This window comes from Chryseobacterium joostei, assembly GCF_003815775.1.
Lineage (GTDB): Bacteria > Bacteroidota > Bacteroidia > Flavobacteriales > Weeksellaceae > Chryseobacterium > Chryseobacterium joostei.
In genome coordinates, this window is sequence record NZ_CP033926.1 from 4279021 (window position 1) to 4305040 (window position 26020).

Below are 26020 nucleotides of genomic sequence, written 5' to 3' on the forward strand. Positions count from 1 at the left end.
AAGGAGCTTTTTATTTGTTTATAAAAAAGAATTTAAAGCTGATGTAAAGCTGAATTGATAAATTCCAGTTCTTCTTTAGATACATCTATAGACATTGCTTTTGCATTTTCGATGGCTTGCTGTGCATTTCTTGCTCCTGCCAATACTACTGTAATTGCCGGTTGAAGAGTAGTCCATCTCAATACCAATTGTGAAAGGCTTACCTCTTTTTCCTGAGCGATAGGTTCTATTTTTTCAAGGAAAGTTTTTACTTTATTTAAATCAAACTGTGAGAAATAACCGTTTCTATGGTCGTTATCTTTCAATTTATCTTCCTTGAAATATTTACCGGTTAAAAGACCTCTTTCCATTGGGCTGTACACGATGATTCCTGAATTATTTTCCAAAGAATAAGGGATAAGATCATTTTCAATAGCACGGTTCAGCATGCTGTAAGAAACCTGGTTGCTTGCCAGTTTCAGCGTTCTGTTGGCTTCTTCCATTTGGGCTACACTATAGTTACTTACTCCGGCAGCACGAATTTTTCCTTGTTGGATTAATAATTCCATAGCCTCCATTGTTTCACTGATTGGCGTTGTGTTGTCCGGCCAATGAAGCTGCAAAAGGTCAATATAATCTGTTCCTAGTCTTTGTAGGCTTTCTTCAACCTCTTTGATGATATTTTCTTTAGAAGCAAACTTATAAACCGGAATTGTTTTTCCGTTATCTTCAGCATCAAAGAAAAATTCTCCCTTTCCCTTATTGCTTCCATCCCATACTAACCCGAATTTGGTTAATAACTGGATTTTTGTACGGTCTTTTCCTTTAATAGCTTGTCCAATCATTTCTTCACTCAACCCGAAACCATAGAATGGGGCGGTATCAATAGAAGTTACTCCATGATCTAATGAGGCGTGAATAGAGTTAATAGAATCCTGTTTTTCATTTCCTCCCCACATATTTCCACCGATTGCAAAGGCTCCGTGTGTGATTGTTGATAATTCCAAATCAGTGTTTCCTAGTTTTCTATATTCCATTTTGTTTGTATTAAAATTGATTGTTTTTATTTACCACCCCGTCAAAAATTCTTTGAATTTTCGCCACCCCTCCAGAGGAGGGGAATTCTCGCAGTTTCAATGACACTTTTAAGGACTTAAGTGTCTGAAAACTGTTGTGACTTTTGTGGTTAAAAATTGTCTGTTATTTCTTTAATTCTTTTAGTATGGCTTCTCCAACGCTCTTTGCAGATTGTGGATTCTGCCCTGTAATTACTCGTTGATCTGTAACCACATGATTTTGCCAAAGTCCTGATTTTTCAAATTTGGCCCCTCTTTCTTTTAATTTATTTTCCAATAAGAAAGGAACAACGTCTGTTAATTTTACTTCAGCCTCCTCTTCATTGGTGAAAGCATTGATCTTTTTCCCGTCTACCAGATATTTTCCGTTATTAAGCTTAATATTCACCAAGCCGGCAGGGCCATGACATACCCCTGCTACAATCCCTCCATTTTCATAGATTTTTGAAGCAATACCTGCCAATTCTGTGTTGTCTGCAAAGTCCCACATCGCTCCATGTCCTCCTGCATAAAAAATGGTTGAGTAATCATTTGAATTAACCTGTGATGGTTGTAAAGAATGATCAATTTTGTTTTTATATTCCTTGTTTTCCCAGAATTCCTTGTTTACAGGATCCTTTAAATCGAATCCGTCTACCGGAGGCGTTCCCCCTTTCGGACTCACAAAATCAATTTCATAGCCGGCCTTGTGAAGAACTTCCCATGGATGAGAAACTTCGCCTAAATAATATCCTGTATTTTCGCCTGTACTGCCTTTTTTATCATGGCTGGTTACGACAAATAAAATTTTCTTTTTCATAGGAGTGGATTTTTGATGTTGTGCCTGAATAAACCCAATGGTGAAAAGGGTAAGAAATAAAAGCGCTGTCTTTTTCATGATTAAATAAGTTGGGTGATATAAATCTGAGGCTTCTCCTGAAGTTTTTCATCTACCAAAGCCCCGAAAGCTTGAATATAAGGCTGTTGGTTATGCTGTGCTAACCCCTCTTCACTTTTCCAGATTTCGTAGAAGACGAATTGGTTTTTATCTTCAATTCCCTGATGAAGATTGTACAGCTCGCATGATTCCTCTTTTCTTGTTTCTTTTACCATATTCTGAAGAACTTCCAATACTTCTGACTGGTGCTCTTCTTTGGTCTTTATAACTGCTGTAAGGTGAATTTTCATTATACTAATTCCGGTTTTAATTCTTTTTCAAATACGTTTCTCACATGATCTCTGTAAAGCTTCATATCTCGCTCTATATTAGCATTCTTTTCCACATCATGGAAGTGGAAGCTTTCCATTTTTTCTAACGAAACAAAGGCATTCATTCTATGGAAACCAAATAAAGGTCCATCATCTACACTGGTTTCATTGAAAAATTCTCCCGGAAGTGTAAATGCTGTTGCAGGTGCATTCCAGCTCGTTGTCAACATATATTTTCTGCCACCAAGCATTCCTCCTGTACCATAGTTGATCTCAGGATTGGCCGCATTTCTTCCGTCGTTCATGTAGATTCCTTTTGCATGACCTGCAGTGAAAACTTCATCAATATATTTTTTAAATCCGTTCGGAAGCTGGAACCACCAGATCGGGGTGTGATAGATAATATAATCTGCCCATACAAACTTTTGAACCTCTTCATCCTTATCATAAGGTTCGCTTACATTGGTTATTTTTACTTCTACATTTTCAAATTCCTTAAGAGCTTCTAAAGTATTTTCTGCAATAGTCTGGTTATATTTTCCTCCGGAATGTCCGAAATTTTGTCCTCCGTTGATGATTAGTACTTTTTTCATTTTTTTATGATTGTTTAAATTTTACTCTGCAAAGTTATGATGGAAGTTTGTATAATTAAAATAGTATAATTAATAATTATCTATTATAAAAATGATAGTTAAAATATTTGAATTTATGTAAAATGTCATGCAGTCTGTTCATCCTGATTTCATCATTCTCTTGTAAATTTGTTATGTAAATTGAATGATAATGATACAGATAGCGGTTTTTAGTGATGTGCATGGAAATCTTCCTGCGCTGGATGCGGTGTTGAATGATATTGAGCAAAGAGGAATCCGTCAAAAATTCTGCTTAGGTGATCTTGTTGATTTTGCTCCTTGGGGAAATGAAGTAATAGAAAAAATTAAAAGCTTGAATATCCCATGTTTATTGGGGAATCATGATGAACGGATCGCTTTCGATTTACCCGTTTTTCCTTTAAGTAAGCATTCGGAAGAAGAAACGGAGGCAAGGTTTATTGCTATTGATCATTCTAAGAAATACATCACAGAAGAGAATAAAAATTTTTTAGCTGAGCTTCCTTTTCATTTAAAGCTAAACTATAAAATAGGGAACAAGCATTGGAATATTCAACTGTTGCATTCCGGTCTGGAAAGCAATGATACTTATTTATATGAGTCGGAAAATGATGCGGTTTTTATGAATATGCTGGAAGACTCAAAGGCTGATTTAATTGTAATGGGGCATACTCACTTATCATTTAAAAAACAGTTTGAGAATAGAAAATGGGCAGTTAACTGTGGTTCTGTAGGTAGATCAAAAGAAGAGAACAGATTAGCTTCCTATTTAATTTTAAGATTAGATGAAGAACAGATTTTTCCAGAAATTATACAGATAGCTTATCCGCTTGAAGAAACTGTGCGTGGTATTGAAGAAAGCAATATTCCTGATTATTACTCTGCTTTTTTAAAAAATGAAAAAGTATCGTTATTATAATGCTCTTTTATTGAAATTTTATCCACAAACAAAAGTCGTTTTGTATCTATCATGAACAGTTCATATAAGATTTTATTTTCTTTCTTTATTAAAAAGTTTACATAATTTACATTGTAATCAATTGGTTTGTAGTTGTTTGTAACTATTCGAACTTTGATTTGTAGCAAGTCGAACTCATTTTTTTATAGAAATCAGTTCGAATATTTTTATTCGGACTTCTCTGAAAATTATCTGATGGATATTTGTATCAAATTAAAATCTTAGAAGTCATGAAAAAGACAAGCCTTTTTATTTTTTTACTATTATCAGTATTTTGTATAGCACAATTACACAAAGGAAAAATAGATACTTTACTTACTCCGGAAATTGGTGGAATAAAGCAAGCTATAGACATTAAAACAGATGATTCTACCAAGCCTATACTGCTTTTTTTATCGGGAGGACCCGGAAGCTCAATGAGGAAAAATGCAGATTCTTTTACCAATATTTTAAAAAATAAATTTACCATTGTTCAGTGGGATCAGAGAGACGCCGGAAAAACATTGGAATTAAATCCATCTCCCGTTCAGCCTTCAGTGGAGCTAATGGGAAAAGATACCTATCAGGTTATCAATTTTCTGAGAAAAGAATTAAAACAGGAAAAAATATATCTATTGGGTAGTTCTTGGGGAAATGCTTTAGGTTTTTACATCGTAAGAAATCATCCTAATCTATTGCATGCTTATTTTGCGGTAAATCCTGTTGTGAGTCAACTAGAGAGCGAGAAAGAATTGCTTCAGATTTTAAAAGATCATTTTAAAGAAGATCCTGTTGCCACTAAAGAATTAGCAAGCGTACAAATCCAGTTCAAGGTAGATGAAGACCTGTTCTATTTAAGAAAATGGCTTTTTTATAAAGATGGGAAACAATATGTAAAAACTGATGATTTCAAGAAAGGCTTTCTTCAATGGTCAAAAACATGGTCACCTGCATGGAACGAAGTGATGAATATCGACTTGCCAAAAACTTTAAAGAAAGTAGATTGTCCTATTTATTTCTTTGTAGGTAAAAATGATGTTCAAACCTCTACCAGAATTACCACTGAATATTTCCAAAAAGTAAAGGCACCTAAGAAAGACTTGGTTTTATTTGAAAATTCAGGACATCAGATTCATAAAGATGAGTCGGAAAAGTTCCAGAATTCAATCATTCAGATGCTAAAATAATATAATTAAGAGGCAAAAGTTGGAAGAAAGAAGCTGTAAGTTACTATTATACAGATTATTTATAGTTGTTATTTTGATTAAATAATTTAAAAAATCAATAAAGTCAGGTGATGATTGCTGTATAAGGTATATTAGCTCTTCTCTTCCAGCTTTAAGCTTTCTTATCTCATTAAGTTATCGATCAGTATTATAATTATTTTGTAATTTTGTATCAGAATATTAATAATTTAAATAATGGTCAATTTAGAATGGTATCGTACTTTTAAAGCCATATATAAAACTGGAACATTGACGGGGGCAGCAGATTCATTGTTTATCTCGCAGCCCGGAGTAAGCCTGCATTTAAGTTCTCTGGAATCATATGTAGGATATAAACTGTTTGATAGAACTGGCCGGAAGATGATTCCCACAGAAAGAGGAAAGGTATTGTTCAATGCAGTTGCTGAGCCTATTACCAAACTGGAAGATGTAGAGAAAAATTTTCAGAAATCTACAGAAAAACATACGCCAACCATTAGTGTGGGGATGTGTTTTGAAACTTTTCAGACGACTTTGGAACAGTATGTTTCTACTTTACCTTTTAACCTGATTATCAGTTTTGGAGAATATCCTGAGATGCTGGATCAACTGGATAAAGGAATTCTTGATCTTATCATCACCCCGAAAAAAGGATCGTCACCGAATATAGAACACGAGGCATTTTCTTCCGAACAAATCATTCTGGTAGGAGGGAAGGATGTTGATACCAATAGTTTCAATAAAGTTTTAAAAACAAGGGATGCAGAGCAGATCGAAGAATGGCTGAAGAATGAAAAATGGTATGGAACCACCGGAGATATGGAACATCTTTTTCAGTTTTGGACCCTAAATTTTGGCCATAAACCTAATTTTCGTCCGAATTATATTGTCCCGAATTTAAATTCTATCATCCGTTGTCTGAAAGGGGGAGCCGGACTGGCTGTTGTTCCTGATTTTTTATGCAAGAATGAAATAGAAAATGGAAATGTAAAGCTGATTTGGGAGGGTAAGAAAAAACTTGAAAATACCCTGTATTTCGGTTGTAGAAAAAAAACCAATTATCAATCAGAAATAGATCATATTAAACACCTATTCCGAAAGGTAATGGGTAAGTAAAACCATATCCCGCATCTGTAATCCGTTTTCATAAATAGGTGCGGGATAGTTTTCTATGAAAAAATCTTTGCGTATTCCGGTCTTTACGAAGCCATTTTTTTCATAAAACCTGATCTGTTGGAAGCCGGTATCTGAAGTTCCCACCGTAAGGAGTTTATACTTGTTTTCATGGGCAATTTCCTTAGCCTTATTGATTAAAATGCTTCCAATTCCTTTACTTCTATAGCTTTCAATAACGGCAATGTTTTTAAGTTCCAGCTCAGCATCATTATTTTTATGCAATACCATGACGGCAATATTTTCAGTTCCGTCATGTAAAAGATAGATATCGGAACTGAAAATGTATTGATCAATGGCTTCAGTGGTTTCATCAGCTAACAATAGTAATTCATAAGGAATTTCCGAATCCTTGGCGATTTTATTAAATGTAAGTTGTTCCATTTACAGACTCATATGAATAAGTGGATAGTCTTTCCCTGAACCATCTTTCTCAGACCTTCCTACCTTTTTGAATCCCATTTTTTCATAAAACCCAATGGCCTGTGGATTTTGTTCATTAACATCTACTTTGGTAAGACCGGTCTTCTCTTTCATAAACTGATAAAGTTCTTTTCCATAGCCTTTTCCACGGGTATCGTTGTGAATGAAAAGCATTTCCAGATTTCCGTCGACCACAGAGGCAAATCCTTTGGCGTCATCATTTTCAGTAATCAAATAAACCTCCAGATTTGGCAGGTAATCTCTTGGAATAGCTTCCTTGAAATAATTAAAGTCTTCTTCAGCAAGAAAATCGTGTGTTGCCTTTACAGCAGATTCCCAAATTTCCATAATTCTTGGATAATCTTCTGCATTAGCGAGTCTGATTGGGTGTGACATGATTTGAAATTTATACAAAAATAGGAAAATAGAGATTATTAGTCGGGTATTAGAAACATGTTTTGTATCGGTTCATTTGAGTGTAAATTGTTTAAAACGTAATGGCGCTAAGAGAATTAATAGAATGTTGTTTTAAGGCACAATAAAATCGAAGATTTTAAGCTAGAATTGTACTTTTTTTAATTATCCCAATAGGAATTAGCAGAATTCTATTTTATCAGAAATAAAATCCTTGCGCCTTATAAACGTATACAAAGGAAAACTATAGCGTCTTTGCGTTTTCCAACAGTCTCTTGAGAGCTTATGAGTGTGAATTGTTTAAAACGCGAAGACGCAAAGGGAAAATTAATAGAATATTGTTTTTAAGGCGCAATAAAATCGAAGATTTTAAGCTAGAGTTGTACTTTTTTTAATTATCCTAATAGGAATTAGCAGAATTCAATTTTATCAAAGATAAAATCCTTGTGCCTTATAAACGTATACAAAGGAAAACTATAGCGTCTTTGTGTTTTCCAACAGTCTCTTGAGAGCTTATGAGTGTGAATTGTTTAAAACGCGAAGACGCAAAGGGAAAATTAATAAGTTACTTTTTAAGGCGCAATAAAATCGAAGACTTTAAGTTAGAATTGTACTTTTTTTAATTATCCCAATAGGAATTAGCAGTGTTCAATTTTATCAGAAATAAAATCCTTGCGCCTTATCAGCATATCTAGAGGGAAAAAGTAGCGCCTTTGCGTTTTCCAACAGTATTTTAAAAGCCTATTAAATAACATTTTTTAACAAAAAACAGTAAAATTGGTAAGTCGTATTTTCGATTTTTTGTAGCAAATTTGTGTAATCACTTTATATTAATAATTAAAATAAAGATTTATGCAAAAGAAAACCTATACAGGACAACCTGTAGTAACTTTAAATAATGGAGTTGATATTCCTGCTTTAGGCTTTGGAGTTTGGCAGATGGAAGACCTGAAAGAATGTGAAAATGCAGTCATTAAAGCCATTCAAACCGGATACAGAATGATTGATACTGCTGCCATCTATCAGAATGAAACAGCTGTTGGAACTGCCGTAAAGAATAGTGGTATAGATAGAGACGAATTATTCATTACTTCTAAGGTTTGGGTTCAGGATCATGGCTATGAAAAAGCAAAGAGTGCATTCCAGAGAACATTGAACAGATTGCAGATGGATTATCTTGATATGTATCTTATTCATTGGCCTTACGGAGATTTCCTGGGAACATGGAAAGCTTTGGAAGATTTGTACAAAGAGGGAAAAATTAAGGCAATTGGGGTATGTAATTTCACTGTTGAAAAGTTAGAGGAATTAAAAGCTAATTCAACAGTCTTACCGGTAATCAACCAGATTGAACTGCATCCGGTATTCCAGCAAAAAGAATTACAAGTATACGACAGAGAAAATAATATTATTACTCAACCGTGGAGCCCGCTTGGAAACGGAAATGCTAATCTTTTAAGCAATGCCGAACTAAAAGCCATTGCTGAAAAATATAATAAAACAGTAGCTCAGGTGATCTTGAGATGGCATTTGCAGGAAGGTTTTGTGGTAATTCCGAAATCTGTAACTCCATCCAGAATTGAAGAAAACTTTAATGTATTTGATTTTGAACTGACAGCAGATGAAATGAATGTTGTTCGTTCTTTAGATACAGGGAAAAGATTGTTCTTTGATCCTAAGGATCCTGAATGGGAGCAGAAGATGCTGAATGCTGTAGCAGATATTTAGTAATTCAATGTGGATTTATACTAAAAGATTCGATGAAGATAAAAATAGGGTCACTTTAAACAGTGACTATATTTTTTCGTATTCCAAGTATGATGGTTTTTGTGAAAGACTTTTAGCTGCTGAATTATTAATTGATCATGATTTTAACTTCATTTTTCAGATGAGCGCTTTTGAGCATGAGAAAATAACAAAAAACAATTCAAATTTTTTTCAGGAAAGAGGTGAATTATCCGGAAAGATATTTGACTATTTTGAAAAGCTTATAGACTTGGATGTTAAAGGGTTAAAACAGAATTATAATTATATTACTTTTGATATTTCAGATTTTGGTTCCCAACGGTTTCTTATTAATTTAGATCAGGGATTGGAAATTAGTATTAGAGACGGTTTACCTTTGGGGTGCTTTGAAACAGAAACAGAGTTATTGTTATTTGAATTTAATGAATATATGAAAGCTTGGGTAGAAGAGAAATATCAAGCTTGGTTAAAATAAGTGAAATAGGAGTGAGCAATATCATATCCTATTGATAATGAACGATTCATATTTTTCGTACCTTTTTGATTAAAATTATTCTTATGTTTTGGCCGGATACAATCAGTAAAAAATTAGGAATAGAATATCCTTTAGTTCAGGCTCCGATGTTTGGTGTGAGTACTCCACAAATGGCGGCCGCTGCATCAAATGCAAACTGTTTAGGATCACTGGCTTTGGGTGATCTCTCAGCAGATGAATCCATTAAGCTGATCAGGGAAACAAAAACTCTTACGGATAAGCCGTTTGCAGCCAATATTTTTGTACATCAGATTCCCGAGATAACTCATACTTTAAAAGATCAATTTGTAAAGACTAAGCAATTTCTCGAGCAATTGGCTAAGGAAAATAATATTGAAGTCAGTCTTCCCGATCTTGAAAACATCAGGATAAGAAGTTATCATGAGCAGGTAGAGGCAATAATTGAAGAAGGTTGTAAAATTCTGAGCTTTACATTTGGAAATCTTGATGATGAAAGTATTCAAAAGCTAAAAGAAAATGGAGTAGTGCTTATTGGTACCTGTACTTCAGTAAAAGAGGCTTTAATTTTAGAAAAATCAGGAATTGATATCATTTGTGTACAGGGAACAGAAGCCGGAGGACACCGCGGGGCGTTTGATCCTGACCATGTTTTGCAGATTGGAGGTCTGTCTTTATTGTCGCAGGTTTATGATCATGTCAATGTCCCGTTAATCTATGCCGGTGGAATTTATAATGCAAAAACTTTACGGGCGGTAAAAGATTTGGGTGCAAAGGGTTTTCAGGTGGGAAATCTTTTGTTGGCATCCAAGGAGAGTTCTTTACAGCCTTTTGAAAAAGAGAGACTCAAAAAGGTTAAAGAAGAGGAAATTATTTTAACGAAAAGCTTTTCAGGACGATATGCCAGAGGGGTTAGAAATAAGTACATCGAGGTTGTTGAAAATACAGAATATATTTTACCCTATCCTTATCAGAATAAGTTAACGAATGGATTACGTAAGGCGGCTAAAGATCAGCAAAATATAGATTTTGTAGGGCTTTGGATGGGACAGTCTATTCATGACTACAGTGAATTATCCACAGAGGAGATTCTGAGAAAACTCATACAACAATCAGAGGAGAGCGAGATGAAATCAGTGTGAAGCTGAGCATCTTTCAAACCTATTTTGTAAGTATTAGATAAAATAAAAATTCCTTTCAGCTAGTGAAAGGAATTTTGTTTGTATATAGAAATTTGAAATGAAAGCTCTCATTATCAAATTTTCAAGTTAATTTATTTCGTAAGATCCAGTCCGCCAAAATTTCCTGAGCTCATCATCAGATAAACTCCATTCGTTTTATCTAACGTATTCCAATAGGCATGAAGATCTTCAGCATTAGTGAAAACTCTTAGATTTTCATTCTTGAATTTTTCCTTAATGAATTCCGGGGAAATTGGCTCCATTCTTTTAATTTTTAAGGCATCCTCAGAATAGAATACGATAGCTTCCTCTAAACCATCCATTGCATGGTCATATTGCTCCAAAAAGGCAGGATTTAAGCTTGAATATGTATGAAGTTCAAGGAAACCATATTTCTTTTCGTTCTTAAATTGTTCCTTGAATGCTTTTACTGCAGCCTTTACTTTACTTGGTGCATGGGCAAAGTCTTTATAAAGCGTTCCTTTATCTTCTCTTTCAACCTTTTCAAGACGCTTGGAAGCTCCTTTAAAGCTCATGATTGCTTCATAGAAATCCTCATCCATAATTCCCAGTTGTCGGCAGATATGTCTTGCTCCTTCAAGATTCAATAGGTTGTGTGCTCCAAAAACAGAAAGTGGAACATCTCCCATTTCAGTCTTTAAATATACTTTTCCATTATTGATCTCATATTCAGGTGTTTTATAAGGGATTTTTCTGAAGTAATTTTCAGCATTTTCCACCACCTTTACCACTTCCGGATCTTCTTCGTTATATACCAAAACACCTCCTGCAGTAATGCTGGCTACAAATTTTCTGAACTGTTCAATATAATCATCAAATGTTTTGAAAACATTGATATGATCCCATGCGATACCACTCATTAAAGCAATATTCGGTTGATATAGTAAGAACTTAGAACGCAGATCAATAGGAGAAGAAAGGTATTCATCACCTTCCAGTACCATGAAATCATTATCCTGCGTTAGTTTTACCATACAATCAAAGCCTTCCAATTGCGCTCCTACCATAAAATCTACGTCTTTCTGGTGGAAGTTTAGAACATGAAGAATCATTGAGGTAATGGTAGTTTTACCATGTGAACCTGCAATAACAACTCTGGTTTTGTTCTTTGACTGCTCGTACAGGAATTCAGGATAGGAGTATATCTTTAACCCCAGTTCCTTTGCTCTTGCCAACTCAGGGTTGTCCTGGTGAGCATGCATTCCAAGGATGACAGCATCAATATCTGACGTGATCTTTTCGGGGAACCAGCCCATTTCCTGGGGAAGGATTCCCTTTCTTTCCAGTCTGGATCTTGAGGGTTCAAAAATAGCATCATCTGAACCTGTAACCTGATATCCTTTATCTTTTAAAGCAATGGCAAGATTGTGCATGGCGCTCCCGCCAATGGCAATGAAGTGGGTTTTCAATTGTAATTACTGTTTTTTAACATTAGTATTAATGATCTGCTGGAAAGCCTCAAGAATGTTGTTCCAGTTTGTCTGATAGTTTGGAATAATCATGCTGGCATCTGTTTTACTGCCTTCATTCGGACCTTTCTTCACATTAATAGAAGTTGAAACATTATCGTAAAGTTTTTTACGGTCTTCCTGTATTCTTCTGAAGTTATTTTGGGAAAGAACCTGATCCAGTTTCTTCAAATCCTCATTAGAGATTTTAAAGTCTTCTTTATGCTTTTTTCCCTGGCCTTCAAAAGAATAATGAACGTTATTCCCTTTGATAAGCAAATTTTCATATACCGGAGCATAACCTCCGCTCTTAGAATAGCTGATGTCAAAATCTGAATATACCTTTTGGCTATTACATGAAACGAGTACTATGATGGCGAATAAGATTCCAATTATTCTGTTCATAATTTTAATTATTTGAGTCCTTTTGTTCTAATTTTTTAGCTTTAAGTTCTTCATCATAATTGTGTAGTAGGTTGAAGTCTTCAGTCTGCTCAATGGCAGTCATGATCTTCAATAGAATTTCCGGTGCTTTTTCATTATCGTAATCAATATCCAGAGGAGCCTTGAATTCCATCGTAGGTTTTACACCGGTTACCTTTACGCGGAGTCCTTTTTTATCAAATGCTCTTCTGAAACCGTTAATCTTAATCGGAATAACTATAGGGCGCTGGTTTTTCACCAATTTGGCAGTACCTCTTCGTCCCTGTGCAAAGGCAGATGTTGTCCCTTGTGGGAAAGTGGCTACCCAGCCATTGTCCAGTGCCTTCATGATATTGTCTACCTCACTCATGTCTACCATTCTGTTGACATTTTTTCCCTCAGCTCTCCAAGTTCTTTTTACGGTAACGGCACCTGCTATTTTGAAAATTTTAGGAAGAATACCTTTATTCATGGTTTCTTCAGCCGCTACATAGTAAAAATCGATTTTGGGATTCAACAGGTAGATTGGATTTTTGATTGTATTCAAATATCCGTTATTTACGGCACAGAAAGCATGATACATGGCTGCTACATCTGCAAAATAAGTTTGATGGTTAGATACAAACAGTACATTAGAGTCCGGAAGATCCACAAGGTGTTCTGTACCGGTTATTTTTAACTTATTAAAGCCGTTGAATCTTCTGTATGATACAACTCCTAAAATAAAAATAATAAACCTTTTCAAAAAATAAGGTGTTCCGAATGCATCGGTGAAAATATTTTTCTTCGCCATTTCTCAATTAAACACGGTTGTGCAAAGTTACATTTTTTTCAGCAACTGGCTGAATTCACTTAATATCATTGCTGTAGCACCCCAGATAATATATCCGTTGAAATTGATTACAGGAACTTCATGTCCTCCCGCACTCGGAAGCGCCATAATTTCAGGAGTATCTGACAGATTTAGGAAAGACGTGATAGGGAACTCGATAGATTCCACGGCTTCGCTCTGCTGAAGAATAAATTCGGGATTCTTTTTAGTATATGAAATATAAGGATACACGTAAAAATTGCTTGGTGGAACATAGATAGGTGACATTTCTCTTATAATCCTTACATAATGCTTGTCTATCCCGATTTCTTCAGAGGTTTCCCGAACAGCTGTTTCAGCAAAATCCCTATCCATTTCCTCGCGCTTTCCGCCTGGTAAGGAGATCTGCCCGCTATGTCTGTCGTGTTCATTAATCGTTCTTTGGATCAGTGGAAAATACCATTCGTTGTCTCTTAAATACAATACAATGTTAACTGCTGCAAACTTGGGATTTTTTGCCAGTACTTCGTCATAGGTGAAAACGGGACGTGAGGGAGGTGAGAATACTCCATGGGCGTGTTCACCAGGAAGTTCTACACTTTTTATTTTTCTTAATAAATCTTTTCCAAAATTTTCCATAGCTCAAATTTAACAATATATTCTTGAAGAAGTAAGAGCCTTAACATTAATTAACCAATGTAATGAATAGAATGGGAAGATTAAAAATGAATTGACGATTCTCTGTTCATGTCCCCATCCCTGCAATCAATACCGTATTTTTACGTAACTGGAACCCATGACTTCCTAAAAACCATAAATGGTGACTTTAAGAACTGTATATGGTGATTTTTAGAATTTACACTTTGATGGTGGTTTTTCACATTGAAGCAGAGTATACCTTTGTCATACTATTAACCAATTAATTTTTAATAAAATGAAAAATTTACTTGCAGGTGTGTTTACACTAATCGCCATGAGTTTCAGCTTCGCTCAATTTAATATTGACGTAACTACTCAAACTGGAAACTTGAATACAGCTACTGTAGACCAAACAGGTCTTTTGAACATTAATTCCTTAACACAAACAGGGAATCGTAATACTGCAGATATTGATCAGGTAGGTATCTTAAATATGAATACTGCAGTAAGTACCGGAAACAGAAACTCGATAGATGTTGATCAGATTGGTATTGCAAACTCAAATAATGTAAGCCAACTGGGAAACAGAAACTCTGCTTCAACTTGGCAGTTTGGGGTTCTTAACTCTACAACTCAAACTCAGATTGGAAGAAGAAATAATGCATCTTCAATTCAGGTGGGTGTAGGTAACGCTGTAGTTCAGTATCAGGATGGAAGAAGAAATGATGCTTCCGCAATCCAGTTAGGAACCGGTAACTCTGCTTTCCAAGTTCAGTTAGGAAGAAGAAATGAAGCAGATGGACTTCAAGTGGGATCTAACAACTTCCTTGTTCAATATCAAGATGGTAATGATAACGTTGCAAACCATACTCAATTTGGTAGCAATAACGTTGCCGCTGCTGTTCAGGTTGGAGATGATAACACTGCCGTAGGAGTACAGGTTGGTAACGCTAACCAATTATACCAATTTCAATTAGGAGATTCCAATACAGCTATTGACTTACAGATGGGTAATGGTAACTTTAGCTGGATCACTCAAACTGGTGATTCACATTTCCATCTAGGAACTCAGGTAGGTAACGGAAACTCAATGATCGTGAATCAGTCCAATTAAGCCCTTTTTATACTGTAAATCTTTAAAAATAAGGAGGAACTACAGGGTGGTTTCTCCTTTTTTGGCTTACTACTAAAAATATCCCCGTAAACAGTGATTTTACATCAGTACCTACTGGGCGTGTTTTTTTCAATTCTCTATTAATGTACCTTTAATTAAAATAAAATGCCATGTTTAACTTAAGATGGAGCGCTCTAGCTCTAATTGTGTTATTGCCATTGCATGCTCAGGAAATCGACTGGGATAAGGTGAATAGTAATACAGTCTTCAATCTTATATCCAGACAGACTATTGATCAGAGCTCCTATTATTCCGATATCATTCAGGTGGGGAATAATAACAATGCCGAGCTTTCTCTTAATGCAAGAACTAGTATTACTGTAAAACAGTTGGGGGACTACAATGCTCTTTTTTTTATCAATTCATTTACAGATAAAGAAACCCAAACTGCCATTACTGCTCAAGGAAGTAATAATATTATTGATATTACGGGAAGCAACAGTATCTCTGATGGAATTCAGATCAATGTAAAGGGAGACAATAAAACAGTTTTCATGAGAAATTATTAAAACACAGGTGATGAAACTTTTATATTCCCTGAGTCTGAGCACTTTTTTTATCGTCCTGTCTGTATTGGCTTATGGGCAGGAGGATAAAAAAGTAACCGCTAAAATCCAGAGCAGCTTTCTGGAAAATCAGATTAAGCTCAAAGCGGTTGTAATGAATAATACTGCTGTCTACAAAGAACTGAATTATCTTTTGGTATCCATAAAAAAAGGAAACGGAGGAAATCTTTCCAACAATCAGCAAAGTGGTAAATTTTCCGTAAATCCCAATGAGGTAAAGGTTTTGTCTGAGTTCAGTGTAAACCTTGATTCTAAAGATGCTCTGAAAGCTTTTCTGTACATCAGAGATGAAGAAACCCGAACATTAGTGGCTAAGGATAGCCTGGAACTCAACAGTGATCTTTTTAAAAAGAAAATAGCTAAAATAGAAGATGATGCTGTTTATGAGTTGAAAGGCCTTACCATTGATGAAACCAAAACTAAGGTTGGAAAAGACTTTTATGATATGTTTTATATGCAATACAGCCAGCTTCCGGATAAAAGCAGCAACGCCGTTACTATTTCTGAACTTCCCCTCCGTGGAACAAGCGGCCAGATCAATATCCAGATTGATGATAAAGTGATCTACAGTTTCATGAGCAATCCGGGAGAGGATTACCTAAAGGAACAACTGGCTTTCAGCTTAAAATATATCAAAGAATTTAACGCAAAGAAAAACCTTATTAAAAATGAATTTATCTACTAAAAACGTCCGCCATGAAAACATTAATCATTATTTTAATCTTTATTGCGGGTATTTTCTACGGAAAATCTCAACAGCTCGTTTATAAACCCGTAAATCCGGCATTCGGAGGAGATACTTTTAACTACCAGTGGCTATTAAGCTCTGCAAACGCACAAAATCCATTTGATGAAAAAACCGATTATAGTAAATTACTTGATCGTGTAAATTCTCTTGACAGCTTCACCCAAAGTCTCAACAGACAGATCCTCAGTGAGCTTTCAAGAAAACTGTTTGAAGATCAGTTCGGAGACGGAAGTATAAAACCCGGTAACTACCTCTTCGGATCACTTTACCTACAGATTACCAACACGAATCAGGGACTTTTGATCAATATTTTGGATACCAGTACAGGCGATCAGTCCGAGATCGTAATTCCAAAATAAAAAATAAACTTAAAAACCAAACTTACCATGAGAACTTACATTTACACCAGAATTTTTTTCTGTAGTTTTCTGCTATGTATTTTGCAGGCTTGTAGTTCTATCTTTGGCTTACCCTCAGATCCCGAAAAGCCAACGATGGGAGAGGTAACCTCTTCTACACAAGAATTAAAGAATCTTCCTTTACCAAAAGAAAAAGTAGTAATAGGAGTCTACAAATTCAGAGACCAGACAGGCCAGTATAAACCATCGGAAAACGGAAACAACTGGAGTACCGCAGTGCCACAAGGAACCACTACTATACTCATCAAGGCACTGGAAGATAGCCGATGGTTTATCCCGATTGAAAGGGAAAACATCGCAAATCTACTCAATGAAAGACAAATCATCAGATCCACACGTCAGGAATACATCAAGGATGCAGATAAAAGCAGCCAGGCACTTCCACCACTTCTATATGCCGGAATTCTTCTGGAAGGTGGAGTTATTTCCTATGACAGTAATATCTTAACGGGAGGCCTCGGTGCCAGATACTTCGGAATTGGTGCTTCCACACAATATCGTCAGGATAGAATTACCATTTATCTGCGTGCTGTCTCCACACTTAACGGAGAAATCCTTAAAACTGTTTATACTTCCAAAACCATTCTTTCAACCAGCGTGAACGGCAGCGTTTTCCGATATGTAGATACGGAAAGACTCCTGGAAGGTGAAGTGGGATTTACCCAAAATGAACCAGTTCAACTCGCCGTAACTGAAGCTATTGAAAAAGCAGTGAAATCTCTTATTATAGAGGGAATTCAGGATAAGATATGGGGAAAAGCCATTGAAGACAGAAGTTATCAGGCTCTGATTAATGAATATAATAGAGAACAAGAGCATAATGACGGAAGAGTAATTGGAAATAGATTTCCGAATAATTACAGACAAAAAGTATCCGTATTTGCCAACGTAGAGGCACAGAAAGTAAAAGATGACTATGTAAATCCTAAGATGAATATAGGAGGAAAAGCAGGGGTTAAATACTTTCTCAATCCCAATTTCAATGTAGAAATTAGTGGCAATTATTTTACGTTGGAAAATGAAAATATTGTAAAAAGAAACTACTTCGGTCCGGAAGTAAATCTGGAGTATCTGCTTTTTCCCAAGTACAGATTTAGTCCATACATTTATGGAGGAGTAGGGGCCTTGTATTCTAAATACAAACCTCAATACAAAGGACAGTTTGGAGGAGGACTTGAATATATGTTTAGTCCTAATGTTTCTCTGAGAGCTTCAGCACAATATGACCTTGGCTTCAAGGACGATTGGGAAGGTCTTGTAAGCGGAAAAAGAAAAGATCAGGCCCTACGCTTTGCTTTGGGAATCAATTTTTACCTTGGAAACAAATAAAAACACCAATTATGAAAACTTTAATAAAAATACTCAGTATATTCATCCTAGCCTTTTGTCTGTTTTCATGTAGTGAAGACCTTGTAGAACAGGCTCAAACAGGAATATTAAAAGGGAAAGTAGTGAAAAGAGGCAGTAATACGCCGCTTGCCAATGTGAAAATCTTTACAAATCCTACCACACAGACGGTTTTCAGTGGTACCGACGGCTCTTTTGAAATCGCAGCTATGCCGGTAGGGAATTACTCCGTAAAAGCAGAACTTTCAGGATATATTACAAGCTTTCAGTCTGTTAATATGCAGAATCAAAATCAGACAGTGACGGTGGTATTTGAGATGGATGATGATGAATCTCTGAACTCTCCACCCACAACACCGCAACTGCTAAGTCCGATAGATAATGCGGTAAATCAACCGTTAAGCGTTGAGCTGACCTGGAGTGCAACAGATCCGGATACAGCAGATGTTTTAAAGTACAGTTTGACAATTAAAAATAATCTTGACACTAACGTGATTCAGGTTAATGATTTGACAGCTAATCATTATACGCTTTCAAATTTGAAGTTTGGTGTAAGTTACTTCTGGCAGGTGTCTGTTTCGGACGGCATTCACCAGCCAGTTTTAAGTTTAATCAGTAAATTTACTACCAATACGGTTCCTGCCAACAGGTATCATTATGTACAAAAACAAAACGGTAATTTTGTAATAATATCCAGCGATGATGCAGGAAATCATTTTCAGTTTACTGATTCATCGTACAACAGCTGGAGGCCAAGGAAAAATAACAATGCCGGCCTTATAGCATTTCTCCGAACAGAAGGTGGAAGTACACATATTTACACTGCCAATCCAGACGGTTCCAATCCTTTTAAAGTAACAACCGTTCCGGTCGCCGGATTCAATAATTTTGAAATGGATTTTGCCTGGAGTACCAACGGTAAAGAAATTATTTATTCAAACTTTAATAAACTGTATAGGATTAATAAAGACGGCAGTGGCCTTACATTGGTGTACACCACGCCTGACGGAAGTTTGATCTCCGAGTGTGACTGGAGTTATGACGGAAGTAAAATCGCCTTGAAGACGAATGACTATAATGGCTATAACACAAAGGTATACGTGATAGATATTACAGGAAATGTCCTTAAAACGGTACTGTCCGGATCATTGGGAGCCAGCGGAGGCCTTAATTTCTCTGTAGACGGACAACTTCTCCTGTTTACCCGTGATATATCCGGATATCAGGACGGAAGCGGAAATTACCGTCAGCTGGATTCCCATATTTTTATCTATAATCTAAGCACTGATGCCCTTTATGACATTTCTGCGGAAAGCGAAAAAGCAATGGGAACAAATGATCTTGATCCAAGGTTCTCGCCAAATAATGCACAGGTGATCTTTATGAATACTTCCAATGATAATATTTCTCAAAGAAATGTAATGGTAGTTAACCTGAGTAGTAGTATGACGGATCTTACGCGTTCTGCACTTTTCAGTAACGGAGAGATGCCGGATTACGAATAATGAGATAGATTAATACCAAGAATTAATTCGTGGTTTGTACTGCGAAATGCAAGTTAAAAAGAATAAGATTTCGGAATGTAGAATATAATTCATGATTAAAGTTTTACTCTTATTCCTATCCGAAATCTTATTCTTTATTATCTATCATATCTGTAAGAATTAATAATCAGTTTTGCCTGGCTTGTTATTAATAGGAATTTGGGAAATAGGCAAATAAAAATTCCAGACCGTAAGATCTGGAATTTTTCTTGGTTTTAGATTAGTCGATAATATGGTTCTCAATAGCATATTTTACGACTCCTACCGTGTTTTTGACGTTGAGTTTCAAAAGAATTTTTTTTCGGTGTGTTTCTACCGTATTGATGCTTATAAATAATTTTTCAGAGATATCTTTACTGCTGAAGCCGTCACAGATAAGTTTAAGAATTTCCATTTCACGGCGGGTGAGGGGATCTCTTATGTGAATACTTCTTTTTTCATGTTCGTTGCTAATAAAGTTGATCATTCTTTCCTTGGCATGATCACAGATATAAATTTCGTTGAGAAGTAAGGCATTAATAGATTTTAAAAACTCATCATACTTGCAGTTTTTATCAAGATAACTTTTTATGCCTTTGTTGAAAAGCTTACGAATATCAATTACATCATAGCAATTTCCAATAATAATTATTTTGATAGTATGATTTTCGGAGGTTATATTTTCTACAGATTTGTAAAGTTCTGTAAGCATTAACATGTTTGAGCTCATCACAAGAATCTCAGGAGGTTCATCCTTTAAATGCTTTGAAAGAGTTTCTAATGAATTACAGATATGAATTGAGTTGAAGATTTTGCTTTGGGTCAGCAATTTCGACAGGCCTTCAGTGTACAACATAGGCTCGTCAAAAATGGTTAGTCTTGGTTTCATCATGGTTAGTTTTATTTATATAAAAATATAAAAAAAACTTCATATTTTAAACAAAATTGACATATATTTTCATTTTTTAATATATATATTGATGGTAAATTGTTATTTTTATTGATTATTCATTAATATAATTCTCTTTTTGTTGAGTTTTGATGTGATAATTTAGAGTTATTGTGTCAAAATTTCTTATTCTGTCGGTATTTAAGTGTTGTTGTTTTGATCAATTAAATTATTTAACTAACACGACAGGGATATGTTTTACCGGAAAATTAACTGAGTTGGCAATAAAACAAAATTCATTAGCTTTATGATGCAGCTGTTCTGCTTTTTCTATCATTGATCTATCCGCCACCGTAATTTTAGGATGTAAGGTAACTTCAGTAAAATGCCCACTTCCATTGGGTGTTTCTGCCATGATACCGGTAGCCTCATCCATATAGTCTGTAACAATAACGCCTGCTTCGGAACAAAAATGAAGATACCAAAGCATATGACATGAGGAAAGCGAGGAAATAAAAATTTCTTCAGGATTATGCTTTGTTTGATCTCCCCGGAATGATGGGTCAGATGAACCTTCAATGTTAATTTTATGATCTACAGAGATAATATGGCTCCTTTCATAATCTCTGTAGCCGCTGGTTCCGGTTCCCTTATTTCCTGTCCACTGAATCGTAGTTTTGTAATGGTGCTCTTTGCTCATTTTAATAAAAAAAAAGTATCTGCTAAAATTAGCAAATACTTAAAAAAAATCAAATATCAAGTTTATTAGTCCTTGATAAGTTTTTTTGCTGTGCTATTTCCTTTTTCAAAGGTGACTTTAGCCATATAAACACCTTTAGGTAAATCAGAAACAGAAATGTTGCTGCCTTTTAAGGTTTTTAAAATCTTTCCGTCAAGAGAATAAATTTCAATTTTGTTTACTTTTTCCTTTGATTGATAAACCAAGGCTTGCTTCATAGGGTTTTCAAAGGAAATATCATTATTGATCTTTGTAATATCAGTTGTTGACAAGGTAGCATTGGTAAGCAGATACTTTACAATATGTCCGTTTCCTCTTATAATGATATTGCCATTATTAACAATCATTTCCTCCACATCAGAATCTGTTTGTAGATAATTGTTAAAAATAGGTTCCACTGAACCATTTTGAGTAAGTTTTGAAATTAAATTACTTGAATTGCCTGCTCCTCCAATATAATAAGATCCCTCTTCTTCTGTAATACTTTGAATCCATGCGCCTCCATTCAGTCCGGAATTTGTATTTACATTGTAGTTAAATGTATTATCAAGACTTCCGTCCGGGTTTATTCTTAAAAGTTTATCATCTGAACCTAGGGAGAAAAGAATTTTATTATTGCTATCTACAAATACAGCACTAGTATTGCCATATCCATATCCGTTAGCATCTAACAAGGGTGCAGTGCCATTATTCCCAAAGCTAGTTATTGGTTGCCCATTTGAATTAAATTTTTGAATAAAACCGCCGTTACTATTGAAACAGATAATATTAGATTGGTTGTCCATACGTACAAATGTTCTGCCTGCAGGACTTCCTTGCGTGGTTACATAGCCATTGTTTCCGAAAGTATTATCCAAACTTCCATTGGCGTTAAGTCTGAGAATTATGTGGTTGTGCTGAATGTTTTGAATGTATCTGATAGCATGAACAAGTATTTTGTCATTCTGCAAAATAATTCCATAGGAAGCATACTCTTGATCAGTAATAAGGGACGGTATAATAACAGTACCGTTTGTTGCAAAAGAATTGTCTAATTGCCCATTAGGAAGTATTCTGGATATTGCGGCTGCTTCTGTATTCGTAAAGCCGAAAACGACCAATTTTCCATCTGATTGTACTTTAACTTCATTCAGGTAGCTGTTATTAGGTAATTGAAGTTTACCGCTGTTCCCGAAAGTTTGATCTAGAGTTCCGTTGGCTGTAAGTTTTGTTACATAAGATTCAGTGACATTGATTCCATTGCCAGTATTCACATTATGTGTAAAATAAATTTGATTGTTAGAATCTTGAGCCATAGACCAGGTAAGGTTTCCTGGCATTGTAGCTATTCCATTGATAGCAAAAGTTGGATCCTTCGAAATAATCTGAGCAGAGATATTCTGGATCACCAGAATAGCCAGTAATAAAATTTTTTTCATTTATTTGAGTTTCTAAAATGTGTTTTAAAAAAAGCCGATAATAATTTTAATTTTTCTCAGCACTTTTTTGCAAATATAATAAAAAAACCTCCAGTAAAACTAGAGGTTTGAATTTTGTCTTAATTAGAGAATTCTATTAATTCTTCTTTTTTTGCATTGTAGATTTTGTATTCTAAATATTTAAAAGAATCCCTTGGAACAATGGTTACCCATTTTTTGTATTTGATAAACCATTTCATTTGGATACTTTTGATGCCTTTCGTTAAATAGGCTTCTACAAATGGGTGTACATGCAGATAAATTTTTCCTTTTTCTTTCTGCAGAATATTTCTTAAGGTTTCACCCATTCTTTCCACGATAACAATTGGAGCTACAATTTCTCCATCTTTGTTCGGGTTTTCTTCTTTGGTTTCGATCTGTTTTTCCGGACGGTTTCTTTGTCTGGTAATCTGGATCAGACCGAATTTACTTGGAGGAAGAATTTTGTGACGTGCTTTGTCACGCTTCATTTCCTCTTTTAGATGTTCATAAAGATCTCTTCTGTGATCGGAATTGATCATGTCGATGAAGTCAATCACAATGATGCCTCCCATATCGCGGAGGCGAAGCTGTCTGGCAATCTCAGTGGCTGCCATTTTATTCACCTTTAGGGCGTGTTCTTTATTAACAGCAGTTCCGGTGGTAATGTTATTTCCGGAGTTGACGTCAACGACGTGAAGTGCTTCTGTGTGTTCAATAACAAGATAAGCGCCTTTTGAGCTTGGAATGTTTACGTGTTTTCCGAAGCTTTGTTTAAGTTGTTTTTCAACATTGTAATATTCCAGGAGTGGAATATGAGAATCATAAAACTGGACAATATTTTTCTTTTCAGGAGCAATTACTTCAACGTAATTGGTCATTTCATGTACCATCTGCTCATCATCGCAAATGATATTCACAAAATCCTGATTAAAATTGTCCCTTAAAATAGCTGAAGCTTTGTCTTCTTCGCTTAAAACTTTGGACGGAACTTTGTTTCTCTGGATATTTTTAAAAGTGCTTTCCCATTTTTGAATCAGCTGATTCATATCATTATGTAGGTCAGCAACCTTTTTTCCTTCGGCTACAGTTCTTATGATAACTCCAAAACCTTCAGGCTTGATACTGTCTATAAGAGTTCTCAGTCTTTCTTTTTCCTCAGAACTTCTGATTTTTTTGGAAATGGAAACCTTATTGTCGAATGGAATTAAAACCAAAAAACGGCCTGTAAGTGAAATTTGGGTAGAAATTCTGGGTCCTTTTGTAGAAATAGGCTCTTTGGTAATCTGTAGCAGAACAAGATCATCCTTTGCTATTACTTTTTCTACCGTTCCGTTTTTATCTATTTCGGGCTGTATCTCGAAATTTTTTAAGCTTGAAGTGCTTTGTTTTTTAGAAATAGTATCTCTTAAAAACTTTCTGTAGGTAAGATATTGCGGTCCCAGATCCTGATAATGTAGAAATGCATCCTTGTCATATCCAATATTTACGAATGCTGCATTCAGGTTAGGTGCCAGCTTTTTTACTTTTCCTATAAACAGATCTCCAACTATAAAATCGCTTTTGTCTTCTTGCTCATGAAGTTCACATAGTCTTCCGTCTTCCAGCAGTGCAATCTTTGTAAGATCATCTTCATGCGAAACTATTAGTTCTTTCTTCATTTTGTTATAAGATAAAATTGTTAAGATTTTAGGGAATAGGGGGTGTTCATGATTAATTCATCTATTAAATATAAGGATTTTGAATGAAAACCATTATATTTTTATTAAAATAATATTTGAAACCATCCATTTTCCGCGGAATCTTATAGTTGCAAACAAAAATATAGTCGGTGAACTTTAAAAATTTAAAATCACCAACTATATTATTATATTTTGAATCTCGATAAGAAGAGATTATTTTTTCTTATGTCTGTTTGCTCTTCTTCTTTTCTTTCTTTTGTGTGTTGCAACCTTGTGTCTTTTTCTTTTCTTTCCGCTTGGCATAATTTTAATTTTTTAGTAACTAGTTAATATTCAGTTAATGTTCTTATTTTACTGCAACTTTCGTTTTTACTTTCTCTACAAAAGATTTTGAAGGTTTGAAAGCAGGAATGTTATGAGCAGGAATCTCAATTGCAGTGTTCTTAGAAATATTTCTTCCTGTTTTAGCAGCTCTTGTTTTAATGATAAAAGAACCAAAACCTCTCAGATAAACGTTATCCCCATTATACATAGAAGTTCTGATCTCCTGCATAAAAGCTTCTACAACTTTCTGTGTCTCATTCTTTTCTGTTCCCAACTTATTTGAGATGGTGTTTACCAATTCTGCCTTTGTCATTTCCTTATTTTAATTTTAAATTTTAGGTGTGCAAATTTAGTTAAAAAAATTGAATACTAGCAAATTAGTGGCAAAATATTTTTCTCCAGATCGCTCAGTTTTCAATGTATACACTATGTTAACGTGAATTGGAGATAATTTAATAATAAAATAATATGAATGTACAGCAATGTTGAAATTTAAAGGAATAATCTTAAGGAAAAACTGGCAAACCATTTACTACAAGGGGATTCCGTACTTCTTACCAATGAGAAATTCAAAAATAAAATTCAAAATCTTTTTACAAACTGGAATTATAATATCCATTTTCTACACAGAATCGAATAAGGTGAAGTTTTGTCTTCAGTCCCAGCTTTTCTGTAAGCCTATTGATGTAGGTATCAATGGTTCTTGTACTCAGATTCAGCTTTTCTGCAATTTCTTTATTACTGAACCCTTCGTAGCAGAATCTCATCAGCTGTATTTCTGATGACGACAGCTCTTCTTGCCCCTTTTTCTGCCTGTCCATGTATTCCTGCACAGCCAACGGTTGCTGCTCCCATTCTTTGGAATAGGCTGCATAATCAAAATCGTCAGAAGCTATACTTCCTTTAATGATATCCTTAATAATATTACTTTTCTTTTGGCAATAGTATATATTAGGGATCTTCGAAAGAATTTCAGCCATATCCTCCTGATAAGTCCCCGAATAGGTGACAATAGGAGTTTCTGTGTTGTTTTTTCTAATGTACTTAATGGCTTCAATTCCACTCAATACCGGCATAAATAGCTCAATAACAAATACATCTTCCTGTCTTCTGTAAATTCTGTTAACAAGCTCGTGGCCATTGTTACAGTCATTCAGAAGCATATAGAAAGGGTTCTCCATTAGGGTTTTGATCATTATTTTTTTAAAATAAAAATCACTGTCTGCTATTGAGAAACGCACGGTATTAGATAATATTTTACTCATTCTTAATATCGATTTGGCGAATGATATTTAAAATTCAGAGGCCTAATTTATGAAAAACTTATTAAAGTGGAAATTAATATTAATTTAATCAGGGATTTCACGAAAACAGGGCGGGGAAAATACGTATTGTGCATAAAAAT

General features: G+C 35.1%; 28 protein-coding genes. 12 read left to right on the forward strand and 16 right to left on the reverse strand.

From position 1 onward, the window contains the following. Positions 1 to 32: 32 nt before the first annotated feature. The 4 genes from EG359_RS19555 to EG359_RS19570 all read right to left on the reverse strand — a co-directional run bounded on the left by EG359_RS19555 (position 33) and on the right by EG359_RS19570 (position 2836). Complete coding sequence (locus tag EG359_RS19555; RefSeq protein ID WP_076356615.1) at positions 33 to 1016, reverse strand: aldo/keto reductase; 984 nt, start codon at positions 1014 to 1016, stop codon at positions 33 to 35. A 163-nt stretch (positions 1017 to 1179) separates the two neighbouring features. Then, positions 1180 to 1932: a type 1 glutamine amidotransferase domain-containing protein gene (locus EG359_RS19560; RefSeq protein WP_228435116.1), complete on the reverse strand. Its 753-nt coding sequence runs from the start codon at positions 1930 to 1932 to the stop codon at positions 1180 to 1182. A gap of 2 nt (positions 1933 to 1934) precedes the next feature. Beyond that, positions 1935 to 2222 carry a putative quinol monooxygenase gene (locus tag EG359_RS19565; protein WP_076356617.1) on the reverse strand — a complete coding sequence of 96 codons (288 nt, stop codon included), beginning with the start codon at positions 2220 to 2222 and terminating at the stop codon, positions 1935 to 1937. Continuing rightward, positions 2222 to 2836 carry an NAD(P)H-dependent oxidoreductase gene (locus tag EG359_RS19570; protein WP_076356619.1) on the reverse strand — a complete coding sequence of 205 codons (615 nt, stop codon included), beginning with the start codon at positions 2834 to 2836 and terminating at the stop codon, positions 2222 to 2224. Before EG359_RS19570 ends, EG359_RS19565 begins: the two co-directional genes overlap by 1 nt. A 190-nt stretch (positions 2837 to 3026) precedes the next feature. On the opposite strand from EG359_RS19570, the gene EG359_RS19575 reads away from it, so the two are divergent. The 3 genes from EG359_RS19575 (at position 3027) to EG359_RS19585 (ending at position 6112) form a co-directional block, all read left to right on the forward strand. Continuing rightward, positions 3027 to 3773 carry a metallophosphoesterase family protein gene (locus EG359_RS19575; RefSeq protein ID WP_076356621.1) on the forward strand — a complete coding sequence of 249 codons (747 nt, stop codon included), beginning with the start codon at positions 3027 to 3029 and terminating at the stop codon, positions 3771 to 3773. A 269-nt stretch (positions 3774 to 4042) separates the two neighbouring features. Next, a complete protein-coding gene (locus EG359_RS19580; protein ID WP_076356623.1) occupies positions 4043 to 4978 on the forward strand; it encodes an alpha/beta fold hydrolase in 936 nt (311 codons plus the stop codon). Positions 4979 to 5212: 234 nt separating this feature from the next. Further along, positions 5213 to 6112 carry a LysR family transcriptional regulator gene (locus EG359_RS19585; protein WP_076356625.1) on the forward strand — a complete coding sequence of 300 codons (900 nt, stop codon included), beginning with the start codon at positions 5213 to 5215 and terminating at the stop codon, positions 6110 to 6112. Here the strand turns inward: EG359_RS19585 and EG359_RS19590 are convergent. Together EG359_RS19590 and EG359_RS19595 are read right to left on the reverse strand one after the other, a co-directional pair. After that, a complete protein-coding gene (locus EG359_RS19590) occupies positions 6086 to 6553 on the reverse strand; it encodes a GNAT family N-acetyltransferase (RefSeq protein WP_076356627.1) in 468 nt (155 codons plus the stop codon). The genes EG359_RS19585 and EG359_RS19590 overlap by 27 nt on opposite strands. Beyond that, entirely contained in the window at positions 6554 to 6988 is a 435-nt protein-coding gene (locus EG359_RS19595) for a GNAT family N-acetyltransferase (protein ID WP_076356629.1), read from the reverse strand. A gap of 870 nt (positions 6989 to 7858) precedes the next feature. On the opposite strand from EG359_RS19595, the gene EG359_RS19600 reads away from it, so the two are divergent. The 3 genes from EG359_RS19600 (at position 7859) to EG359_RS19610 (ending at position 10387) form a co-directional block, all read left to right on the forward strand. After that, complete coding sequence (locus tag EG359_RS19600) at positions 7859 to 8734, forward strand: aldo/keto reductase (RefSeq protein WP_076356631.1); 876 nt, start codon at positions 7859 to 7861, stop codon at positions 8732 to 8734. Positions 8735 to 8741: 7 nt separating this feature from the next. Then, positions 8742 to 9227, forward strand: coding sequence for a hypothetical protein (locus EG359_RS19605; protein WP_076356633.1), 486 nt, complete (start codon positions 8742 to 8744; stop codon positions 9225 to 9227). 83 nt (positions 9228 to 9310) lie between these two features. Then, positions 9311 to 10387 (forward strand): NAD(P)H-dependent flavin oxidoreductase, encoded by a 1077-nt coding sequence (locus EG359_RS19610; protein ID WP_076356635.1) that lies wholly within the window; start codon positions 9311 to 9313, stop codon positions 10385 to 10387. A gap of 131 nt (positions 10388 to 10518) precedes the next feature. Here the strand turns inward: EG359_RS19610 and EG359_RS19615 are convergent, their stop codons facing one another. The 4 genes from EG359_RS19615 to EG359_RS19630 are packed head-to-tail and all read right to left on the reverse strand — an operon-like array spanning position 10519 to position 13768. Continuing rightward, on the reverse strand, positions 10519 to 11856 hold the full coding sequence (locus EG359_RS19615) for a UDP-N-acetylmuramate--L-alanine ligase (protein WP_076356637.1): 1338 nt from the start codon (positions 11854 to 11856) through the stop codon (positions 10519 to 10521). Between the two features lie 6 nt (positions 11857 to 11862). Next, a complete protein-coding gene (locus tag EG359_RS19620; RefSeq protein ID WP_076356639.1) occupies positions 11863 to 12300 on the reverse strand; it encodes a hypothetical protein in 438 nt (145 codons plus the stop codon). Between the two features lie 4 nt (positions 12301 to 12304). After that, positions 12305 to 13111 (reverse strand): lysophospholipid acyltransferase family protein, encoded by an 807-nt coding sequence (locus tag EG359_RS19625; protein WP_068939518.1) that lies wholly within the window; start codon positions 13109 to 13111, stop codon positions 12305 to 12307. A 27-nt stretch (positions 13112 to 13138) separates the two neighbouring features. Then, complete coding sequence (locus EG359_RS19630) at positions 13139 to 13768, reverse strand: NUDIX hydrolase (RefSeq protein ID WP_076356641.1); 630 nt, start codon at positions 13766 to 13768, stop codon at positions 13139 to 13141. A gap of 295 nt (positions 13769 to 14063) precedes the next feature. Here EG359_RS19630 and EG359_RS19635 point away from each other — a divergent pair, with 295 nt between their 5' ends. From EG359_RS19635 to EG359_RS19660, 6 genes are all read left to right on the forward strand, one after another. Continuing rightward, positions 14064 to 14882 (forward strand): RIP homotypic interaction motif-containing protein, encoded by an 819-nt coding sequence (locus tag EG359_RS19635; RefSeq protein ID WP_076356643.1) that lies wholly within the window; start codon positions 14064 to 14066, stop codon positions 14880 to 14882. A 170-nt stretch (positions 14883 to 15052) separates the two neighbouring features. Continuing rightward, positions 15053 to 15451: a hypothetical protein gene (locus tag EG359_RS19640; RefSeq protein WP_076356645.1), complete on the forward strand. Its 399-nt coding sequence runs from the start codon at positions 15053 to 15055 to the stop codon at positions 15449 to 15451. 10 nt (positions 15452 to 15461) lie between these two features. Continuing rightward, a complete protein-coding gene (locus EG359_RS19645) occupies positions 15462 to 16193 on the forward strand; it encodes a CsgE family curli-type amyloid fiber assembly protein (protein ID WP_076356647.1) in 732 nt (243 codons plus the stop codon). Between the two features lie 11 nt (positions 16194 to 16204). Next, entirely contained in the window at positions 16205 to 16615 is a 411-nt protein-coding gene (locus EG359_RS19650) for a curli production assembly/transport component CsgF (protein ID WP_076356649.1), read from the forward strand. A 27-nt stretch (positions 16616 to 16642) separates the two neighbouring features. Further along, positions 16643 to 18004: a CsgG/HfaB family protein gene (locus EG359_RS19655; RefSeq protein ID WP_076356651.1), complete on the forward strand. Its 1362-nt coding sequence runs from the start codon at positions 16643 to 16645 to the stop codon at positions 18002 to 18004. 11 nt (positions 18005 to 18015) lie between these two features. Continuing rightward, complete coding sequence (locus EG359_RS19660; RefSeq protein ID WP_076356653.1) at positions 18016 to 19527, forward strand: carboxypeptidase-like regulatory domain-containing protein; 1512 nt, start codon at positions 18016 to 18018, stop codon at positions 19525 to 19527. 259 nt (positions 19528 to 19786) lie between these two features. Here EG359_RS19660 and EG359_RS19665 read toward each other — a convergent pair whose 3' ends face one another. The 6 genes from EG359_RS19665 to EG359_RS19690 all read right to left on the reverse strand — a co-directional run bounded on the left by EG359_RS19665 (position 19787) and on the right by EG359_RS19690 (position 25880). Then, the gene (locus EG359_RS19665; RefSeq protein WP_228450476.1) at positions 19787 to 20437 is read right to left on the reverse strand and encodes a response regulator transcription factor; all 651 of its coding nucleotides are present in this window, start codon (positions 20435 to 20437) and stop codon (positions 19787 to 19789) included. Positions 20438 to 20663: 226 nt separating this feature from the next. Then, entirely contained in the window at positions 20664 to 21134 is a 471-nt protein-coding gene (locus EG359_RS19670; protein ID WP_076356655.1) for an OsmC family protein, read from the reverse strand. Between the two features lie 65 nt (positions 21135 to 21199). Beyond that, complete coding sequence (locus EG359_RS19675; protein ID WP_076356657.1) at positions 21200 to 22591, reverse strand: T9SS type A sorting domain-containing protein; 1392 nt, start codon at positions 22589 to 22591, stop codon at positions 21200 to 21202. Positions 22592 to 22710: 119 nt separating this feature from the next. Continuing rightward, positions 22711 to 24270 carry an Rne/Rng family ribonuclease gene (locus EG359_RS19680; protein WP_076356659.1) on the reverse strand — a complete coding sequence of 520 codons (1560 nt, stop codon included), beginning with the start codon at positions 24268 to 24270 and terminating at the stop codon, positions 22711 to 22713. A gap of 367 nt (positions 24271 to 24637) precedes the next feature. Beyond that, positions 24638 to 24928 (reverse strand): HU family DNA-binding protein, encoded by a 291-nt coding sequence (locus tag EG359_RS19685; RefSeq protein ID WP_002984212.1) that lies wholly within the window; start codon positions 24926 to 24928, stop codon positions 24638 to 24640. A gap of 280 nt (positions 24929 to 25208) precedes the next feature. Further along, positions 25209 to 25880, reverse strand: a complete 672-nt coding sequence (locus EG359_RS19690; RefSeq protein ID WP_076356661.1) for a response regulator transcription factor — start codon at positions 25878 to 25880, stop codon at positions 25209 to 25211. Positions 25881 to 26020: the final 140 nt, after the last annotated feature.

What these genes read in the sequence shown, in the direction of transcription:
- EG359_RS19650 (WP_076356649.1), top strand. Translation starts at nt 16,205, where the DNA reads ATGAAAACATTAATCATTATTTTAATCTTTATTGCGGGTATTTTCTAC.
- EG359_RS19585 (WP_076356625.1), top strand. Translation starts at nt 5,213, where the DNA reads ATGGTCAATTTAGAATGGTATCGTACTTTTAAAGCCATATATAAAACT.
- EG359_RS19685 (WP_002984212.1), bottom strand. Translation starts at nt 24,928, where the DNA reads ATGACAAAGGCAGAATTGGTAAACACCATCTCAAATAAGTTGGGAACA.
- EG359_RS19580 (WP_076356623.1), top strand. Translation starts at nt 4,043, where the DNA reads ATGAAAAAGACAAGCCTTTTTATTTTTTTACTATTATCAGTATTTTGT.
- EG359_RS19680 (WP_076356659.1), bottom strand. Translation starts at nt 24,270, where the DNA reads ATGAAGAAAGAACTAATAGTTTCGCATGAAGATGATCTTACAAAGATT.
- EG359_RS19640 (WP_076356645.1), top strand. Translation starts at nt 15,053, where the DNA reads ATGTTTAACTTAAGATGGAGCGCTCTAGCTCTAATTGTGTTATTGCCA.
- EG359_RS19575 (WP_076356621.1), top strand. Translation starts at nt 3,027, where the DNA reads ATGATACAGATAGCGGTTTTTAGTGATGTGCATGGAAATCTTCCTGCG.
- EG359_RS19560 (WP_228435116.1), bottom strand. Translation starts at nt 1,932, where the DNA reads ATGAAAAAGACAGCGCTTTTATTTCTTACCCTTTTCACCATTGGGTTT.
- EG359_RS19660 (WP_076356653.1), top strand. Translation starts at nt 18,016, where the DNA reads ATGAAAACTTTAATAAAAATACTCAGTATATTCATCCTAGCCTTTTGT.
- EG359_RS19610 (WP_076356635.1), top strand. Translation starts at nt 9,311, where the DNA reads ATGTTTTGGCCGGATACAATCAGTAAAAAATTAGGAATAGAATATCCT.
- EG359_RS19570 (WP_076356619.1), bottom strand. Translation starts at nt 2,836, where the DNA reads ATGAAAAAAGTACTAATCATCAACGGAGGACAAAATTTCGGACATTCC.
- EG359_RS19595 (WP_076356629.1), bottom strand. Translation starts at nt 6,988, where the DNA reads ATGTCACACCCAATCAGACTCGCTAATGCAGAAGATTATCCAAGAATT.
- EG359_RS19645 (WP_076356647.1), top strand. Translation starts at nt 15,462, where the DNA reads ATGAAACTTTTATATTCCCTGAGTCTGAGCACTTTTTTTATCGTCCTG.
- EG359_RS19600 (WP_076356631.1), top strand. Translation starts at nt 7,859, where the DNA reads ATGCAAAAGAAAACCTATACAGGACAACCTGTAGTAACTTTAAATAAT.
- EG359_RS19565 (WP_076356617.1), bottom strand. Translation starts at nt 2,222, where the DNA reads ATGAAAATTCACCTTACAGCAGTTATAAAGACCAAAGAAGAGCACCAG.
- EG359_RS19635 (WP_076356643.1), top strand. Translation starts at nt 14,064, where the DNA reads ATGAAAAATTTACTTGCAGGTGTGTTTACACTAATCGCCATGAGTTTC.
- EG359_RS19670 (WP_076356655.1), bottom strand. Translation starts at nt 21,134, where the DNA reads ATGAGCAAAGAGCACCATTACAAAACTACGATTCAGTGGACAGGAAAT.
- EG359_RS19665 (WP_228450476.1), bottom strand. Translation starts at nt 20,437, where the DNA reads ATGATGAAACCAAGACTAACCATTTTTGACGAGCCTATGTTGTACACT.
- EG359_RS19590 (WP_076356627.1), bottom strand. Translation starts at nt 6,553, where the DNA reads ATGGAACAACTTACATTTAATAAAATCGCCAAGGATTCGGAAATTCCT.
- EG359_RS19675 (WP_076356657.1), bottom strand. Translation starts at nt 22,591, where the DNA reads ATGAAAAAAATTTTATTACTGGCTATTCTGGTGATCCAGAATATCTCT.
- EG359_RS19605 (WP_076356633.1), top strand. Translation starts at nt 8,742, where the DNA reads ATGTGGATTTATACTAAAAGATTCGATGAAGATAAAAATAGGGTCACT.
- EG359_RS19655 (WP_076356651.1), top strand. Translation starts at nt 16,643, where the DNA reads ATGAGAACTTACATTTACACCAGAATTTTTTTCTGTAGTTTTCTGCTA.
- EG359_RS19555 (WP_076356615.1), bottom strand. Translation starts at nt 1,016, where the DNA reads ATGGAATATAGAAAACTAGGAAACACTGATTTGGAATTATCAACAATC.
- EG359_RS19625 (WP_068939518.1), bottom strand. Translation starts at nt 13,111, where the DNA reads ATGGCGAAGAAAAATATTTTCACCGATGCATTCGGAACACCTTATTTT.
- EG359_RS19630 (WP_076356641.1), bottom strand. Translation starts at nt 13,768, where the DNA reads ATGGAAAATTTTGGAAAAGATTTATTAAGAAAAATAAAAAGTGTAGAA.
- EG359_RS19690 (WP_076356661.1), bottom strand. Translation starts at nt 25,880, where the DNA reads ATGAGTAAAATATTATCTAATACCGTGCGTTTCTCAATAGCAGACAGT.
- EG359_RS19620 (WP_076356639.1), bottom strand. Translation starts at nt 12,300, where the DNA reads ATGAACAGAATAATTGGAATCTTATTCGCCATCATAGTACTCGTTTCA.